The following is a 16,729-nucleotide window of genomic DNA, read 5'->3' on the forward strand; positions in this document are numbered from 1 at the left end:
AGAGGAGAAATTCAGCCTGTAATATTAAGATTGCTTCCTACACCGGTTTTTTGTGCAGTCATTTGTTTGGATTGCTCCTGAGCAGCCTGAATGATTTTTTCTATCTGCTGCGCCTGTACATCCTGCGCTTTTTTCATAATATCTGTTTGTCCCAGCCCTGATGAAGTTTGTGTTGAAGATGATACTTCCATAACTTCCTCCTTGTTTGAAATACTAAAGTATATAACACTTATGGTAAAATTGTACCATGAAAAAAGAAAATAACACAAATAAAAAAGCTGTTTGCATCATGAGCGGAGGTATGGATTCTACGTTAAGCGCCTATATGATGAAGCATCAAGGCTATGAAGTTATAGCAGTTCATTTTAATTATGACCAAAGAACACAGGCAAAAGAGCTTGCATGTTTTGAAAATATATGTCAAAGTTTACATGTAAAGCAAAAGTATATTTTAGATTTGGATTTTTTTAAACAACTTGGTGCTTCTGCACTGACAGACATAAACATAGAAGTACCTACAGGCGGAGTAGAAGAGGGTGTTCCTGTAACGTATGTACCGTTTAGAAACGGCATATTTCTCTCTATGGCCGCAGCAATAGCTGAAAAAGAGGGTGCAGAGGTTATCAGTATAGGCGTTGTTGAAGAGGACAGCAGCGGGTATCCGGATTGCAGGGAAGAATATATACAGGCTATGCAAAAAGCAATCAATCTAGGCACAAAAGATGACACAAAGATAGAAATAAAAATGCCGCTGGTGCACCTCAAAAAATCACAAATTGTAGAAGAAGCCCTAAAACTGAATGTTCCTTTGGAACTGACATGGAGTTGCTATAAAAACGAAGACAAGGCCTGCGGTGTGTGTGACAGCTGCAGACTCCGTTTAAACGGCTTTGAAAAAGCAGGCGTGAGCGACCCGATTCCCTATGCATAAAACGGTTACATGTAAAGAGCTTACGGCACAGCTTGTATATGCTCCAAAACTTAAGTACAGTTACATACAGATAAAGCATGATTCAAGCATTATCATAAAAACGCCATACAGGCAAAAAAAGTATGCGATAGAGTTTTTTCAGGATAAAGAGTCCTGGATTCGAAAACAGTTACATAAAAATTCTCTGCGCAAGCCTTTACATGTAAACCTGGAGGATGAAGTGCTGCTGTTTGGTGAAATCTACAGTATAGACAGTGATGAAGCGCATTACCTGCGAAAAAAACTGCAGCGCTTGCAAACATCAGACAAGACAAAAGTTCTGTCTGCATATGATAATTTTTATACATATACAGCCAAAGAGTATCTGCCTCAAAGAGTAGACTATTTTGCCCAGATAATGCAACAGGAATACAAAACTTTAAAATTCAGAAAGATGAAAAGCCGGTGGGGAAGCTGTAGCTCTGCAAAAATCATTACATTCAACACCCAACTGATAAAAGTACATAAAGAGCTGATAGATTATGTAATAGTCCACGAACTTGCACATCTTGTCCATATGAACCACTCAAAAGATTTTCATGACCTCGTTGCAAAATACCTGCCTCACGCAAAAGTACTCAGAAAAAAACTGAAAAATATTTCTCTATCTTTGTAAATACTCCTGATGATACTTGCTTGAAGGCGACCAGAGCATCCATCCGTTTGTTCCTATATCCTCTGCAGCTTTGATTTGTGCCTGTATTTCTTCTCTCTTATACGCTTTTCTTGAAGATGTATAATCTTTAAAATACTGCAGCCATGGGCGGACTCTATTGCTTGGAATTCTGTCTTGAATCTTTTTTATACTTCGATATACAACCTCATAGGGGTGTTTAGCCGGATATTTAAAATAAAAAGAGCCGCTTGAAAAGCCTGAAGGGTAGAGCATCGGACATAAGTAGTCTGCGTAATTTGCCAGTGATGTAACAGTCTGTCCTATGCCGTTGTCATCTTTTGCCCAGCAAATATTTCCATAGGTGTCAACAGAGATAAAAACACCGTATTTTTTTAATCTTCTCTGTGCCTCTTTCAAAAAACTCTCTATTGCTTTTATCCGGTTTGGTTGCGTGCATTGTCTACAAAACTGCAATCCTTTTTTTGCAGGAAAACGGATATAGTCAAAATTGATTTCATCATAGCCGGCCTTTGCAGCTTCTTCGGCAATAGATATGGCATAATTGTGCGCACGTTTGTCAAAAGGGTCCACCCAGGCCATATTGTCATGATTTCTCCATATTTTTTTATTTTTTTTGATGGCGTAGTCAATATTGTGAGAAGCCTGCAGTTCATCTTTAAAGGTTACAATTCTGGCAATGGTATAGATATGCCGCTCTTTCATAGTTTTTATAAATTTTTTAATATCTCTGTTCGTACGCTGTTTGTAGGCACCATACTCATTGGCCTGCTTGAAGCCAGTCCAAAACTGGGTAGAACCGTATTCGTTTTTAACATCTACCACCACGGCATTTGCCTCGGTTGTTTCTATGAGATGGAGTATTTTTTTTAACGTACCGGAGTTGTTGCTGGCTCCCCAGAAGGTTAAGTAGAGTGCTTTTACATGAATGGGTTCAAGTTTCAATGTTGTTGTATTTGTATCAGATGTAAACGTATAAGGTCTGTATCCATAGGCTTTGATATGGTATCTGTTTTCTTTTGAAGCTATAAAGAACGAACCGTTTTCATCACTTTTGACACTGTTTTTTGAGTCACTGATAAAAGCAGATGCTATAGGTCGCAAAGTGTGTATATCTACAATAGTTCCACCAAAAGAGGCAAAAAGCAGGGATGAAAACAAAAATAATAAAAATAGCAGTTTTTTCAAGAAAGTCCCTTTAGGTAATTTTTTTTGCAATCTTACTATAGATTAAGCAAACAGAGGACAATTGCGCTTTGTTTGCGGACAGCGATTTTAATGTGATATTAAATTTAGTTAAAGTACAATGTACTAAACACAACATCATTATAGAATATATTAATAAATGTTTGAGTGCCACAATCTAGAACAAGTCAAAAAATTTATAAAGGTTCCTGCAATGTTAACGGAAATAAAAGTTTTATCAGAACAAACAAAAGAGATACGTGTACTTTATGTAGAAGATGAAAGAACTGTTAGAGAACAAACTATAATGATATTTGATATACTGTTTCAAAGTGTAGATGTTGCAGTTGATGGTGAAGACGGTTGGCAAAAATATCAAAACTCTCAGTATGATATTGTGTTTACAGATATCAGCATGCCAAAAATGGATGGATTGAAGTTAACCAAACTCATTAAAGAAAACAATCCTATGCAAAAAGTTGTAATTATTTCCGCATATAACATCACAGACTATCTGCTTAAAGCCATAGAACTTGGCGTAGACGGTTTTCTTTTAAAGCCTATAAAAATGGATAAAACGGTATTGCTTATTAGAAAATTAGCTGAAAGTATTCTAGCCGGCAGAATGATGCAGGGTTACAGAAAAAAGCTTGAAGAGGAAATAAATACAAAAACACAAGTTATACATCAGCAGACAGTAACCGATAAATTAACCGGTTTGCAAAATCGTTTTGCTTTAAACAAAGCATTAAAAAACACAGAAACCGATACAGTGCTTATTTTGCTAAATATCGATAACTTTGACAGCATTAATGTAGTATATGGTTATGAAATCGGTGATAAGAGTATTGTTTTTTTAGCAAAATTATTGACAAAAAACAGACCTCCTCATTCGAGTCTATTCTACTTGGGAAATGACGAATTTGCTCTTACATGTAAACTGAACGAGAATGCACTTATGGCATATGCAAAAAAATTACAAAACATTATAGCCGAATCTGTTATAAAACTGTATGACATTGATATTAAATTTACTGTAACCATGGCTATTGCCAAAGGAGATGACAAGCTCCTGAAACATGCATACATTGCACTAAAAGAAGCAAAAAAACAAGGAAGAAATATCATTAAAATATATTCTCAGGACCTGCTGATTGAAAAACTTCAAGCTCAAATACAAAAATATTCTCCGATTATAAGAGATGCAATTAAAAATGACTGTGTTGTTCCTTACTTTCAGCCTATTGTTGACAATAAAACGCATAAAGTTTACAAATATGAATGTCTTGCAAGAATAGTAAATGCCGAAAAAACCTATTCTCCATTTGAATTTATTAATATAGCTGAAATTATAGGACTTATTCCCGAAATTACAAAAATTATGATAGACAAATCATTTCAGATTTTTAAACATAATAAATTTGATTTTTCAATTAATATTACGGAAATAGATTTACATAACAACTATTTAAAAGAGTATTTTTTAAAAAAACTTTTACAATACAATATTGAACCTTCCCGTGTTATCTTAGAAGTGCTCGAAGGTATTAGTGCTACAGGAGCTCAAAATTCTTTGGAACAGTTAATGGAATTGAAAAATATCGGTTTTAGTATTGCCATAGATGATTTTGGTGCCCAAAATTCTAATTTTGAAAGGGTGCACGCTATGAATATAGATTTTATAAAAATTGATGGCAGTTTTGTAAAAAATATTGATACAAATGCAAAAAGTTACTCTATTGTTAAAACTATGACTGATTTTGCCAAAAGTATCGGTGCAAAGGTTATAGCAGAGTATGTTCATTCGCAAGAGGTTGCCTATACTGTAGAAACACTGGGAATTGAATATTCGCAAGGCTATTATTTTTATGAACCTAAACCGCACTTATCTACTGAAGATACTGCAAAGGACACAAATCATGAAAACATATAATTATCTTATAAGTGAAGATAATTTGTCTGAAATCTTTAGTGAAGATTATGAAGAAATTATACAAGGCAACGCTATTCTTATACAGGTTTTTTCAGGACAAAACAAACGAAGATTTGAAGAAATTTTGAGATTTTTATCATCAAAATTTAAAAATGCCAAAATTATAGCTTCCTCCACCGATGGAGAAATTTTTGAAAATAAAATTTTTCAATTCACAACAGTTGTTTCTGTGTCAATATTTGAAACAACCTGTTTGCATCTGGCATATACACAAATAGATTCTGATTTTGATAACGGTGTAAAACTTGCAAAAGAGCTTGTAACACCAAGAACAAAACTACTCATTGTCTTTGCTGACGGTTTATTGTGTAATGGAGAAGAGTTTTTAAACGGTATCTATTGTGTTGCACCGCATGTAAAAATTGCCGGTGGGCTTTCCGGTGATAATGCAAAATTTGACAACTGCTACATTGGCTTGCAAAATAAACTGTATGATAAAGGTGCAGTAGCGGTTGCATTGGATTCTGACATGTTACATGTAACGAGTTTATATCATTTTGGCTGGAACAAAGTAGGGCGTCAACATATTATTACCAAATCAGAAAAAAACAGAGTTTACACGATAGATAATATGACAGCAGTTGATTTTTATAAAAAATATTTAGGTTCAGACGTAACTGACAATTTGCCTGTTACCGGAATAGAATTTCCTCTGATTACAACAAAAAACGGGGTTGATGTTGCAAGAGCTATCACGACCAAGCATACAGACGGCAGCTTAAGCTTTGCCGGAAATTTATTAGAAGGAATGAAAATATATTTTGGTGTCGGAGATGCTGAAAAAATAGTAATGAACCCAGTCAAAGTTTCCAATATCAATGTTGAGACTTTTTTTATATACTCCTGTATGGCTCGTCGCCGTTTTATGTCTGGCTTAACAGAAGATGAAATTATGCCCTTTGCAGATTTGGCACCGACAAGCGGATTCTTTACTTATGGCGAGTTTTATACAGAAAAAAAACCGGAGCTGTTAAATGAAACATTAACCGCTATAGCTTTATCTGAGTCCAATGTTATATCTGAAACTAATCATCAAATAAATTTTCTTGATAAAAAAGATGAAGATTTCAGATCAAAAAAGAAAACCTATGCTGCTTTAATGCATATATTGGATGTTACAACAAAAGAGTTGCAAGAAGAAAACAATAAACTTCAAATATTAAAAAAAGAGTTAGAAGCAAAAAACAACACCCTTGCTCATATACAAGAGATATCGCATATAGGCAGTTGGGAATTAGATCTAAAAACCAATAAAATCACATGGTCAAAAGAGAGTTTTAAAATTTTCAACAGAGATATTTCTCTTGGGGAACCTAGTTACCTTGAGTTTGTAAATATGGTTTTAGAAGAAGACAGAGCTCAGCTAATGCAGGCACAAAAAGCATTAAATGATGGCTCTGTTCACAGCATGGAAATACGACTCAAAAGAGAAGACGGAAAAATAATTACACTTTTTGAAAGTGCAAAAATGGTATTTGAGAATAATAAACCGATAAAAATCATAGGAACATCTTTAGACTTGACTGATATAAAAGTAAAAGATAATATTATTTCTCAACAGTCAAAACTTGCACAGATGGGTGAAATGATAAATATGATAGCGCATCAATGGAGACAGCCTTTGAATGCAATTAGTGCATCTGCAATTCAGCTTAGTATGCAAAATGATATGAATATTATAACAAGCGAGAAAATAAGTGAAACAACTCTTTTTATAGAAAACATGGCGCAAGAAATGTCAAATACCATTAATGATTTTATGAATTTCACAAAACCTGTCAATGAAAAAGAATTGATAAAAATAGAACAGGTTATAAGTGATATTTTACATTTAATGGGGGCACAGCTTAAAAATCACAATATTAATTTTTTAACAGATGTAGAGGAGGGATTAGCACTTTTCACCTACAGAAAAGATTTAGAGCATGTTTTAATTAATTTTATTTCAAATGCCCGAGATGCTTTTGAAGAACATGAAAATAAACATAAAAAGATTATATTCAAAGCATTTAGGGAGAATAATACATGCACTGTAAAAGTCATAGATAATGCAGGAGGCATAAAACCTGCTATAATAGAGAGAATTTTTGAACCTTATTTTACAACAAAAGAGCAGGGTAAAGGAACAGGTCTGGGGCTTTATATGAGTAAAAAAATAATCAAAGAAAATCTTAATGGTGATATATATGTACACAGTTTACAAGACGGATCTGAATTTACGATTATATTAGGATGCGAAAGTGAATGATAATCTAAAAATTTACACTAGCTTAAATATACTCTGTGTTGAAGATGATACAAATGTTATGGATATTTACACAACGCTCTTTTCTATGCTTTTTAAAAATGTATATACAGCATATAACGGTGCTGAGGGCTTGAATGTGTTTCAAAAGAAACAAGTTGACATCGTATTGACAGATTATTCTATGCCCGTAATGAACGGTTTGCAAATGAGTGAAAAAATAAGAGAATGTGATGCCGGTATCCCCATTATTTTATTGACTGCCTTAGAAAGTTTGGAAATGTTACGCACTGCAATTGATCTTCGTATTACAAGTTTTATAAAAAAACCGATTTCATCAAAGTCAATTTTTTCTACTTTGGAGTTTGTTGCAAAATCAGTACTTGCAGACAGACTGCTGATGCAGGCACAACAGCAAAAACTCTGTTACTCTAATTATCAGGAAACTTTAACCTATCAAAAAGAGACAACAATTATAAAAAATGACCTGCAGGAAAATAAAAATTTTTTACACTTTACATGTGAAGTTTTTTATCAACCAAAAGATATTTTAAGCGGGGACAGTTATATTATAAGAAAGATTTCAGATGATGGATATTTTATGTTTTTGGTTGACGGTATGGGAAAAGGAATATCGGCAGCTGTTACAGCCATGCTGTGCAGTGCATCTGCGAACAACATAATAAATCAAATGATAAAAAACAAAAATTTTTCTTTAACACAACTCATAAAACAGCTTTTGGAGTTTATCGCGCCGAATTTACTTGAAGAAGAGGTTATCTGTGCAACTTTTCTCTATTTTAGCAGTAAAGAGAGACTGGAATATGCTATGTTTTCCATGCCTGCGATTTTATGTATAAAAGATGACAGCAATGATGTTGCAAAAATAAAATCGAACAATCCTCCTTTGGCAAGCTATACAAAAAGTGTAAATACTGCAATCCTTGATATAAAAAAAATATCCAAGATACTTGTTTTCAGTGACGGACTCAATGAAAACTCCGTCAGGGATTCTTCGGAATTTTACGGGAAGTACCTTGGAAAAGATTTTAAAGAAGCTAAAGACATCAATGAACTTGAAGCAAAAAGAAAAAAACAGGTTTTTGATCAGGAGGATGATATAACTTACATATTTATACAAAGAGAGGAGTTATCGAACATTTAGAAAATATCCGAGACTCACATCACTCCACTCTTTAGAAAGGTTCAGGTATGCTTTTATAGAGGCATACACTTCGGCAAAATCATTGTTTTTGCTGCTGAGATCATGGATGACTTCCTGAAGTGCTTTTTTCCCGGCTTCGGTTACATCATCCGGAAACTGTGCAAGCGTTACATGTAAACTTTTGAGTTTTTGCAAAGCGTAGATATTCTCATGATGAAATCTCGTTGCCATATTTGCATTCATTTCACTTGCAGCCACTTCAATCATAGACTGATGTTCACTGGCAAGCTTGTTCCATGTATGTTTATTGAATGTTAATTCAAGAACAGAACCCGGTTCATGCCAACCGGAATAATAATAAGGAGCAACTTTATAAAACCCCATTTTAATGTCAAGGGCAGGGCCCACCCACTCTGTTGCATCAATGACACCACGCTCTAAAGAAGTATAAATTTCTCCCGCAGGCAACAAAACAGGATTGACTCCCATGCGTGAAAAAACCTCTCCGCCGAGACCGGGAATTCGCATTTTAAGTCCCTGCATATCAGCCAAAGAGTTTATAGGTTTTCGAAACCATCCGCCCATTTGAATATTTGTGTTTCCGCCTAAAAACGGATAGAGATTATGTTTTGCATAATGTTCTCTCCATAAATTCATCCCATCACCATAGAGCATCCATGAGTTTACTTCTTCAGCGGTAAAACCAAAAGGAATACCACTGTAAAGAGAAAAAGCAGAATTTTTTCCTTTCCAGTAATAGGGACCGGAGTGAAAAGCATCTATCTGCCCGCTGGAACAGGCATCAAAGACAGCCAAAGCAGGAACAAGAACATTTTTAGGATAAATTTTTATCTCCAAACTGCCACCGCTGATGGCATGAAGACGCTGTGCAAACTCTTCAACACCGGTTCCCATTATAGGGAAATGTGCGGGCCAGCTTGTTGCAAGTTTGATAACTGTTTTTTTGTTTTTATTAAAATGAACATTTTTCACAGCATCATTGTGTTTTTTAGGATGTTTTGAATAGTCTATTGCGACATGATTCCCTTCATTACAGCCACCGAGGGCTATAGCTGCAGAAGTGAGTGTTGCGGTACTTAGAAAATCTCTGCGATTCATCTATTTATATTGCATTGTAAAGTATATGTTTACATCTTGCCATGTTTTACCCTGATGAAGAGCATAACATGCCTTGTTGATTGATTTCAAAGACTGCAACATCATAAAATCTGCCAAATCTATTGTCCCTTTTGCATTAACTGTGTTGTTTGCAATACTGTAGCTCATAGGAATATTTAAGGTTTTATTATTCATGTTCAATTGCAATATAAGAGTATTTTTTGTAACATCAATAATTTTTGCTTTAATGCGCTTGACATCTTGAACATTAAAAAACTGTGCAACCAGTTTTGCGTCTCTGCCTTTGTTGCCGCTGTTGACACTCGATGTTTCTATCTCCGCTGTTGCATTTCTTAAAAGAGTAGTAACTGTATCCGCTTTTTGTGTTTTGACTCTGATTTTGTCAAAAACGCCGCTCACACCTTTTTTCGCATATGTTTTGAATGCGGTAAACTTTACTGTCGTGTTTTGCACTTCAAGTGCATAAAGTGAAGCCCCGGCTAAAAGTAACGCTAATATGATTTTTTTCATTTTTTATCCTTTGTAGTTAACTCTTGTAATATACCATTATTTTTTAAAAATCCAAAGTCAGTTGAGTTTGCCTTATTAAAGGTTTTTCCAGTATTGATTTATCTACACCGACTATCAGGGCAAAATGAAAATTGTTTGCCTGTAAAATATTTTTGATTTCATTTTTATTTTTATAAAAAAATAAATTTTTCTGTTTCAGAAGATCAGCATCGAGCCTTTGTTTACATGTAGAGGGAATAATATAAATAATTTTGGCCCAGCTTGCCTGTTTTTGTAAAAAAAGTATTTCATTCTCTATCAAAGAGGTGCTTTTTTCAAATATCAATACTTTGTCACTGGTTCCAAACTCTTTTATCTCAAAACTTTTATTTGTAAAAACTGCTTCAAAATGATCAATCGGCGTAAATTTTCTTAGTCTGAAATTAATTTTCAGCACTTTAAAAAGATAAAGCAGTTGCTCAAGATAGGGCATAAAGAATGGTGAGATAAGTTGTCTTTCATAAAAAACATTGTCATAAATGAAAGATGTTTCAAAAAGTGTCTGTTCAATGATATTGATACTTTGTGCCTTACTTTTTGGCAACTCTTTGATTTTTGTAAATAAATCCGAAGAAGTAAGAGCAGGGCTAAAGAGAAGAGTGGAACCGTTTTCTATATTTGACAACTCTTTAAAGATACTTTTTATATCCCCGTGCAAAGCGATGAAACTCGGTTCTGTAACAACCTGTAAAGCAATTTTGAGAACAATCTCATCACAGGCATATACTGATATCTCTTTAGCGATAAGTTCAAAACGCAAAAGTCGTTTGATTGCGTCTTCCAAATCTTTCACTTTTATCCAGGCTATCTCACTGTCTGTTATCTGCGTAGGCTTGTCAAACACTACACCGTAGGCACCGTTAAAAACAGCATCTTCTATGGAACCTTCATCAAAAGCTATAAAAAGATCACCTCTCTTCACCGCTTTTGCATCAAAAACAATATTGTTAAAATTACTTACAAAGGGAGTATTTACCAGTTCTCCGTGTATAAGTGCTAAAGTATTTTCCAGTCTCATCCAACAGGTGTGCCTGCTTTTTTAGGTTTTTCCGGTCTGATTAGACAAAGACCGTCTTCATCTTTTGCAGCAAGAAGCATTCCTTCACTTATCATTCCCATTAATTTGGCAGGTTTGAGGTTGGCTACAACACACACTTGAGTATTTATCAAATTATCAGGAGAATAAAACTCTTTTATACCGGCAACAACCTGTCTCAAATTCTCTTCGCCTAAATCAATCTGTAATTTTAAAAGTTTTTTACTTTTTGGTACTTCCTCAGCTTCTACAACAGTTCCGACTTTCAGAGATGTTTCAAAAAATTGACCAATTTCAATAAGGTTGTCATTTTCTTTTTTCGTCTCTTTTGTTTGTTTTTTGGAGCTTTGTTCTTTTTTTGTTGCTGTCACAGGTTCTGCCTTTGGCACTTCTTGCATCAAAGGTTCTTCAATTCTAGGAAAAAGAGGCGGCACCTTTTTAATATTAAATAATTTCAACAGTTTTTTCTCTAGTATAAGCTCTTTGTAACTTGCTGTATTTATTTCAAAAGAGAGTGCATCCGCTATGATATTTGTTGTATTTGGCATAACAGGGTGAAGCATTACAGCCGCTTTTGCCAGTATATTTGCAACAACAGCTACAGTAGCGAGTGCTTCGTCTTTTTGTCCGTTTTTCATTTTTACCCATGGTTCATACTCTTGTATAACACCGTTTCCTATTGCAAAAAGTTTCCACAGTTCTTCAAGATATCTGTGTGGTTGCAGATTTTCTAAAAATGTATCAAGAGAATCCAAAATCAGATTCATTTGCTCAATCTCTTTAGAATGGTATTTTTCTACATCTACGCTGTCTATTTGAAAATCAGAATATTTTCCACTCATACCTATGATACGATTGAGCAGATTTCCAAGATCATTCGAAAGTTCAGAGTTTATACGGTCTATAAAAGCACGTTGTGAAAAATCACCGTCTTGGCCAAAAGGAACTTCTCTAAGCATAAAGTAACGGAGATTTTCTACACCATAGGCATCCGCAACTTCTTTTGGAGAAACAACATTTCCTTTTGACTTGCTCATTTTTTCACCGTCTCGTGTCCACCAGCCATGCGCACCGATATGCTTAGGAAGAGGGAGATCCAGACTCATTAAAAATGCAGGCCAGTAAATAGCATGAAAACGAAGAATATCTTTCCCGACAAAATGAACATCAGCCGGCCAATAATTCATAAGTTTTTCATCCGAACCATAACCAAGAGCTGTGATATAGTTTAAAAGTGCGTCAAGCCAAACATACATAACATGTTTGTCATCCCCGATACTTTTAGGCATTTTCACCCCCCAGCTAAACGATGTACGTGTTACAGAAAGGTCACGCAGACCGCCTTTTACAAAATTTACAACTTCATTTGCACGCGAGCGGGGCATAATAAAATCAGGATGACTTGCATAATGTTCCAGCAGCTTATCTTCATAGTTTGAAAGTCTGAAAAAATAGCTCTCTTCCTTTACCACACTTGTCGTTCTTCCGCAGTCAGGGCAAAATTCACTGTCTATAAGCTGTGTTTCGGGAAAAAATGTTTCACAGCTTACACAATAATGACCTTCATAGAAGTCCTTGTAAATATCACCTTTTGCATACATCACTTCAAAAGCTTTTTGTACACCTTTTTTGTGTTCTTCATCAGTTGTTCGTATAAACTTGTCATAACTTATACCGAACTCATCCCAAAGATTCTTAAAAGTCGCACTGATTTCGTCTGCAAACTCCTGTGTAGGTTTTCCTGCTTTTTTTGCAGACTCTTCTATCTTTTGTCCGTGTTCATCTGTTCCTGTCAAAAAGAAAGTATCTTCACCTTTGAGTCTCTCATAGCGTGCCAGAGTATCTGCAATGAAAGTCGTGTAAGCATGCCCGATGTGAGCCTCTCCGTTGACATAGTATATAGGTGTTGTTATGTATTTACTCAATGTATGTTCCTGTTAAATATTTAATGTATTTTATCTAAAATGTTTACTATTGCCAATAGTATTAAAATTCAAAACCGCCTGTTTCGCCTTTTGACATGCTGTTATAAACGGCTTTTATATATTCATTTCGCAGCTCGCAGCCAAAATAGTGCTCACACACACTGCAGCTTTTATGATTTTTTTGCTCTTGACACTCCTGAACTTTTTGTATCATTTCATCAAGATGCAGTTCAAATTTGTCTTTAGGCTTTTTATGCGTTTCTTGCATATACTTCTTTCACTCGGTCTATTTCATATTTTGAACCAAAAAAACACGGTGAAGTGTCATGAATATGTGCATGACCAAGAGTTAAAATTTCATCTTTTCCGTCAACGGCCTCTCCTCCTGAAGTTTTAAACACAAAAGCAAAAGGAAACACTTCAAACAAACGGCGAAGTTTTCCTTCTGGTTTATCACTTGTAGCAGGATAGCTGAAAAGTCCGCCGCCTTTGAGCAGAATCTGATGCAGGTCAGGTACCATACCGCCGGAGTATCGCAGACGGTACCCCTCTGCAAAAAAACCGTCTATCATGGCTTTGTGGTATTTTTTCCAGTTTTGCTGCGTTCCTCCCGGAGCCATCAGTTTGCCTTTTTCGTTGAGTCGTATCTCTTTGACAAACTCAAATTCACCGGCCTGCAGCAGATAAAGCTTTGTTTTGTTTTGTGAAAAGACCATTTCAACGCGCGGACCATAAACAACATAGCAGGCAGCAACCATTTTTTGTGTTCCAAACGCACCCTCATAAATGCCAAAAATCGATCCTACGCTCAAATTTACATCTATTAATGATGAACCGTCAAGCGGGTCGTAGGCAATAAAATATTTGCCGTTTTCATGTAAAACCTCTTCATGCTCTTTTTCTTCACTGGCAACCGTATGGATAGAAGAAACTTTTGAAAATTCTTCTTCAATAATCATGTCACATTTTATGTCAAGTTCAAGCTGTGTTTCGCCAGAACTGTTTTCGAGCTGTGAGTATCCTATGTCTTTTGTGTCAATTGCTTCTTTAATTCTTTTGGCACTTTTTTGAATTGCATCAAATATATCTCTCATTTTTTTTCCTTTTTAAACTTTTTTTGCATTTTTTTGTATCCATGTTATCACTTCATCTGTGTCATTTAAATCTAAAACATCAACATCTTTTGGCAAAGTGTATTTTTCAATATCTATACTTTCATCAACAGCAAGCGCATTCATATAAGGAAAGTAATCTTCATCTATACTGTTTCTAAATATGCTTATTCTTGGCAGAGGCAGATTTTTCAGCCCTTCAACGAGTAAAATATCAAAATCACGAAACATGCGTATCATTTCATCCAAATCGGCATGACGGTGTGAAAAGTAGGTTGTTCTGTTTGGAGAAGTCACAATGACTTCTGCCCCGGTATCACTGAATTTGTAACTGTCTTTGCCGACAACATCAAATCTAGCCTTGTCTTTTGGGTCATGCTTTATGATAGCTACTTCCAAATGATGTTCATGTATGAGTTTTCTGGCAACTTTGAGTATCAATGTTGTTTTACCGCTGTTAGAGGGTCCGGTAAATGCAACTGCTAATCTTTTTTTCAATATATAAGTCCTTGTGACTTTTCTTTAAAAATTTTAGGCCATTATACAAAAGAAGAGTTTAATAAGATATAATTCCAAAAAAGAATAGGGCCAAAAAATGAAATTTTCACTACCAATACTCTTATTACTGATAACTTTTTTGGGGTGCGCGCAAAAAAATGCATTTGAAAGATTTCATTTAAAAAATTCTCAAGAGTTGGCCGAAGACAATCTGCAAAGCAGCAAAGTTATCAATACAAAAGCTGACGTAGTCGCAATTGTAACTGCTGTGTATTTAAACAAAACAGATCCGAAAATTTACAAAGATTATGAATATTTCTATCTCTATCTTTATAAAAAAAACAAAAAGAGCAAAGTAGAATTTTATCTCAACGAAAAACCTGCAATCCTTGTAGAATCATTACCTGTCCAAAATGAATTTACAGCACTTACATCATTTCATGCAAAATGGAACAAGTACTACCTTGTCGGATTTGCAAAGCAGAACAAAGAGACTTTGCATTTAAAAATCCAATTAGGACAAAACAGTACAATTCTGACTTTTAAACGTTGAAAAGGACACCTTTAATAAAGTATGGACTGTAAAATTACAATAAGAACCTGCAGTGCTATAATAATGATAAGCGGTGCGAAATCCAGACCATTTAAATCTGTTCGCATAAATCTTCTTACAAACGCGTATGCCGGATTTGTTACTCTGTGAAGAAACTGCACAACAGGGTTATATGGATCGGGATTCACAAAACTCAGCAGCGCTGCAATAATAATCACCCAGATATAGACATTTACAAGTCCTATAAAAATTCCGCCGATCCCCTGTATAATTTCAACTAATGCACTCATTTGATAATCTCCTTCAGATAGTTTTTCAGATATTTATATACTTTTTCTATAGTAGGCCCATGTTCGGCATTTGTAAGAAGTATACGCAACGGTTTTAAAAAGTTTTCATCTTTAAGCCCTGTTTTATCCATGATATAGTTTTTAAAATCATTATACTCTTCAAAGTAGGGCGCATTTTTTATCGCTTTTGCCATTGACTCCATTTCTTCTGCAAATCCGTGGGCAGTAACTCTTTTTGCAAAAATAGAAGCAATTTTTTCTTTCAACTCTTTTGTAGTCCCCGCTTCTTCAAGATAAATACGTGTAAGTTCTCCGATTTCCGGGTCGGCAAATCCTACATAACGAGACAACTCTGTTGCATCCAGGTTTTTTAAATGCTCTTTGTTGATCTGTTTCAGCCTATCCTGATCAAAACGGACAGGATTATCTGCAAGTTTGTCCAGGTCAAACCATTCTGTCGCTTCTTTGAGTGTAAAAATCTCTTTTGGAGGATTGCTGCCGATTGATATTAAATAATTTGAAATAGCTTCGGGCAAATATCCTTCCTCCAAAAGCTGTTTTACACTGACACTGTTCTGTATACCGTGCAGGTGGGTATATTTAATCTCTTTGTTATATTGGAGCTGGTTTCTTACATGTACCTGTTTTGGTGTATTGTTGAGATATTTTTCATCGCAAATAATCATTGAAACATCACTCAGCATATCATCTACCGCACAGGCAAAATCATAGGCAGGCGTTTTATCGTGATTCATGATCACAAAACTGTCAACAGCATCAGGTTCAAAACTGATTGCACCTTTAAGCCGGTCTTTTACAATGACTGGTGTATCAGGACGTACTATTCTTACAGTAAAAGGGGCTGTATTGTCAATGACAAGTTCGGCAGGAAGATTTCTGCATGCATCATCATAATGGTACTCTTTTTGCGCTTTTTCTGCTTCACTGCGCTTTTTTTGCAACCATTCATCGGAACAAAAACAGGAAAAAGCTTTTTTCTCATGCAAAAGTTGCAGAGCCATAGCCGAATGAAAACGAAGGTTTTGGCTTTGATACACCACGTGAGAATATTCAATTCCAAAAAGTCCTAAAATATCCAGGGTTTTCTGGTCTTTATTGTGCATAACTTTTTCTTTGTCTATATCTTCTATTCTTACAATGAAATCTTCATTTTTTTGTTTTGATACAATGTAGTTTAAGAGTGCAATTCTTAAATCATTTATATGCATGTCTCCAATAGGGCTGGACGCAAATCTTAGCATTAACATTCCTAGATAAATTTTTTGTAATTCTAACAAACTTTTGATTAATTATAAGCTATGATTTGTTAAAATGTACTCCTTCAATGCCATTAAGTGAAGCAGTTTCTCAAGACCCGTACTTTCGCGTGCGGGCTTTGTATTTTTAAAAGACTCAATGGCTGACAATAAAAGG

General features: G+C 35.2%; 17 protein-coding genes. 6 read left to right on the top strand and 11 right to left on the bottom strand.

Features of this window, described 5'->3' with window-relative positions; all coding sequences use genetic code 11:
- Positions 1–11: 11 nt before the first annotated feature.
- On the bottom strand, positions 12–191 hold the full coding sequence (locus tag ACM66U_RS06225; RefSeq protein WP_151900295.1) for a hypothetical protein: 180 nt from the start codon (positions 189–191) through the stop codon (positions 12–14).
- 56 nt (positions 192–247) lie between these two features.
- Between ACM66U_RS06225 and queC the strand changes: the two genes are divergently transcribed.
- Together queC and ACM66U_RS06235 are read left to right on the top strand one after the other, a co-directional pair.
- A complete protein-coding gene (queC, locus tag ACM66U_RS06230) occupies positions 248–931 on the top strand; it encodes a 7-cyano-7-deazaguanine synthase QueC (RefSeq protein ID WP_418640345.1) in 684 nt (227 codons plus the stop codon).
- Positions 924–1,586, top strand: coding sequence for a M48 family metallopeptidase (locus tag ACM66U_RS06235; RefSeq protein WP_418640346.1), 663 nt, complete (start codon positions 924–926; stop codon positions 1,584–1,586). Before queC ends, ACM66U_RS06235 begins: the two co-directional genes overlap by 8 nt.
- Here ACM66U_RS06235 and ACM66U_RS06240 read toward each other — a convergent pair.
- Entirely contained in the window at positions 1,575–2,792 is a 1,218-nt protein-coding gene (locus ACM66U_RS06240; RefSeq protein WP_418640347.1) for a putative glycoside hydrolase, read from the bottom strand. The genes ACM66U_RS06235 and ACM66U_RS06240 overlap by 12 nt on opposite strands.
- 211 nt (positions 2,793–3,003) lie before the next feature.
- Here ACM66U_RS06240 and ACM66U_RS06245 point away from each other — a divergent pair, with 211 nt between their 5' ends.
- Genes ACM66U_RS06245 through ACM66U_RS06255 form a run of 3 tightly spaced genes read left to right on the top strand, consistent with a single transcriptional unit; the run spans position 3,004 to position 8,192 of the window.
- A complete protein-coding gene (locus ACM66U_RS06245) occupies positions 3,004–4,722 on the top strand; it encodes an EAL domain-containing protein (protein WP_418640348.1) in 1,719 nt (572 codons plus the stop codon).
- A complete protein-coding gene (locus ACM66U_RS06250) occupies positions 4,709–7,030 on the top strand; it encodes an FIST N-terminal domain-containing protein (protein ID WP_418640349.1) in 2,322 nt (773 codons plus the stop codon). Before ACM66U_RS06245 ends, ACM66U_RS06250 begins: the two co-directional genes overlap by 14 nt.
- Positions 7,023–8,192: a fused response regulator/phosphatase gene (locus ACM66U_RS06255; protein ID WP_151900290.1), complete on the top strand. Its 1,170-nt coding sequence runs from the start codon at positions 7,023–7,025 to the stop codon at positions 8,190–8,192. The genes ACM66U_RS06250 and ACM66U_RS06255 overlap by 8 nt, the downstream gene beginning before the upstream one ends.
- On the opposite strand, the gene ACM66U_RS06260 is transcribed toward ACM66U_RS06255, so the two are convergent.
- The 7 genes from ACM66U_RS06260 to mobB all read right to left on the bottom strand — a co-directional run bounded on the left by ACM66U_RS06260 (position 8,178) and on the right by mobB (position 14,452).
- A complete protein-coding gene (locus ACM66U_RS06260) occupies positions 8,178–9,311 on the bottom strand; it encodes a TRAP transporter substrate-binding protein (protein ID WP_151900289.1) in 1,134 nt (377 codons plus the stop codon). The genes ACM66U_RS06255 and ACM66U_RS06260 overlap by 15 nt on opposite strands.
- Positions 9,312–9,842, bottom strand: a complete 531-nt coding sequence (locus ACM66U_RS06265) for a YceI family protein (RefSeq protein WP_151900288.1) — start codon at positions 9,840–9,842, stop codon at positions 9,312–9,314. It abuts the gene before it with no gap.
- Between the two features lie 43 nt (positions 9,843–9,885).
- Positions 9,886–10,899, bottom strand: coding sequence for a hypothetical protein (locus ACM66U_RS06270; RefSeq protein ID WP_151900287.1), 1,014 nt, complete (start codon positions 10,897–10,899; stop codon positions 9,886–9,888).
- On the bottom strand, positions 10,896–12,842 hold the full coding sequence (gene metG, locus ACM66U_RS06275) for a methionine--tRNA ligase (RefSeq protein WP_151900286.1): 1,947 nt from the start codon (positions 12,840–12,842) through the stop codon (positions 10,896–10,898). Before metG ends, ACM66U_RS06270 begins: the two co-directional genes overlap by 4 nt.
- 61 nt (positions 12,843–12,903) lie before the next feature.
- The gene (locus ACM66U_RS06280) at positions 12,904–13,110 is read right to left on the bottom strand and encodes a hypothetical protein (protein ID WP_151900285.1); all 207 of its coding nucleotides are present in this window, start codon (positions 13,108–13,110) and stop codon (positions 12,904–12,906) included.
- Positions 13,094–13,936: a class 1 fructose-bisphosphatase gene (locus ACM66U_RS06285; RefSeq protein WP_151900284.1), complete on the bottom strand. Its 843-nt coding sequence runs from the start codon at positions 13,934–13,936 to the stop codon at positions 13,094–13,096. Before ACM66U_RS06285 ends, ACM66U_RS06280 begins: the two co-directional genes overlap by 17 nt.
- A 12-nt stretch (positions 13,937–13,948) precedes the next feature.
- Complete coding sequence (gene mobB, locus ACM66U_RS06290) at positions 13,949–14,452, bottom strand: molybdopterin-guanine dinucleotide biosynthesis protein B (protein ID WP_151900283.1); 504 nt, start codon at positions 14,450–14,452, stop codon at positions 13,949–13,951.
- 97 nt (positions 14,453–14,549) lie between these two features.
- Here mobB and ACM66U_RS06295 point away from each other — a divergent pair, with 97 nt between their 5' ends.
- Positions 14,550–15,005 carry a hypothetical protein gene (locus ACM66U_RS06295; RefSeq protein ID WP_151900282.1) on the top strand — a complete coding sequence of 152 codons (456 nt, stop codon included), beginning with the start codon at positions 14,550–14,552 and terminating at the stop codon, positions 15,003–15,005.
- An 11-nt stretch (positions 15,006–15,016) separates the two neighbouring features.
- Here ACM66U_RS06295 and ACM66U_RS06300 read toward each other — a convergent pair whose 3' ends face one another.
- Together ACM66U_RS06300 and gltX are read right to left on the bottom strand one after the other, a co-directional pair.
- A complete protein-coding gene (locus ACM66U_RS06300) occupies positions 15,017–15,295 on the bottom strand; it encodes a YggT family protein (RefSeq protein WP_151900281.1) in 279 nt (92 codons plus the stop codon).
- Complete coding sequence (gene gltX, locus ACM66U_RS06305; RefSeq protein ID WP_418640350.1) at positions 15,292–16,557, bottom strand: glutamate--tRNA ligase; 1,266 nt, start codon at positions 16,555–16,557, stop codon at positions 15,292–15,294. The genes ACM66U_RS06300 and gltX overlap by 4 nt, the downstream gene beginning before the upstream one ends.
- Between the last annotated feature and the right edge of the window lie 172 nt (positions 16,558–16,729).

This window comes from Sulfurimonas sp. ST-27 (genome assembly GCF_048081595.1).
Lineage (GTDB): Bacteria > Campylobacterota > Campylobacteria > Campylobacterales > Sulfurimonadaceae > Sulfurimonas > Sulfurimonas hydrogeniphila.

Bases quoted from the DNA above. Each gene is read 5' to 3' on its own strand.
- ACM66U_RS06260 (WP_151900289.1), bottom strand. From the start codon at position 9,311: ATGAATCGCAGAGATTTTCTAAGTACCGCAACACTCACTTCTGCAGCT.
- ACM66U_RS06300 (WP_151900281.1), bottom strand. From the start codon at position 15,295: ATGAGTGCATTAGTTGAAATTATACAGGGGATCGGCGGAATTTTTATA.
- ACM66U_RS06245 (WP_418640348.1), top strand. From the start codon at position 3,004: ATGTTAACGGAAATAAAAGTTTTATCAGAACAAACAAAAGAGATACGT.
- ACM66U_RS06285 (WP_151900284.1), bottom strand. From the start codon at position 13,936: ATGAGAGATATATTTGATGCAATTCAAAAAAGTGCCAAAAGAATTAAA.
- ACM66U_RS06265 (WP_151900288.1), bottom strand. From the start codon at position 9,842: ATGAAAAAAATCATATTAGCGTTACTTTTAGCCGGGGCTTCACTTTAT.
- ACM66U_RS06295 (WP_151900282.1), top strand. From the start codon at position 14,550: ATGAAATTTTCACTACCAATACTCTTATTACTGATAACTTTTTTGGGG.
- ACM66U_RS06225 (WP_151900295.1), bottom strand. From the start codon at position 191: ATGGAAGTATCATCTTCAACACAAACTTCATCAGGGCTGGGACAAACA.
- ACM66U_RS06280 (WP_151900285.1), bottom strand. From the start codon at position 13,110: ATGCAAGAAACGCATAAAAAGCCTAAAGACAAATTTGAACTGCATCTT.
- ACM66U_RS06250 (WP_418640349.1), top strand. From the start codon at position 4,709: ATGAAAACATATAATTATCTTATAAGTGAAGATAATTTGTCTGAAATC.
- gltX (WP_418640350.1), bottom strand. From the start codon at position 16,557: ATGCTAAGATTTGCGTCCAGCCCTATTGGAGACATGCATATAAATGAT.
- queC (WP_418640345.1), top strand. From the start codon at position 248: ATGAAAAAAGAAAATAACACAAATAAAAAAGCTGTTTGCATCATGAGC.
- ACM66U_RS06235 (WP_418640346.1), top strand. From the start codon at position 924: ATGCATAAAACGGTTACATGTAAAGAGCTTACGGCACAGCTTGTATAT.
- ACM66U_RS06270 (WP_151900287.1), bottom strand. From the start codon at position 10,899: ATGAGACTGGAAAATACTTTAGCACTTATACACGGAGAACTGGTAAAT.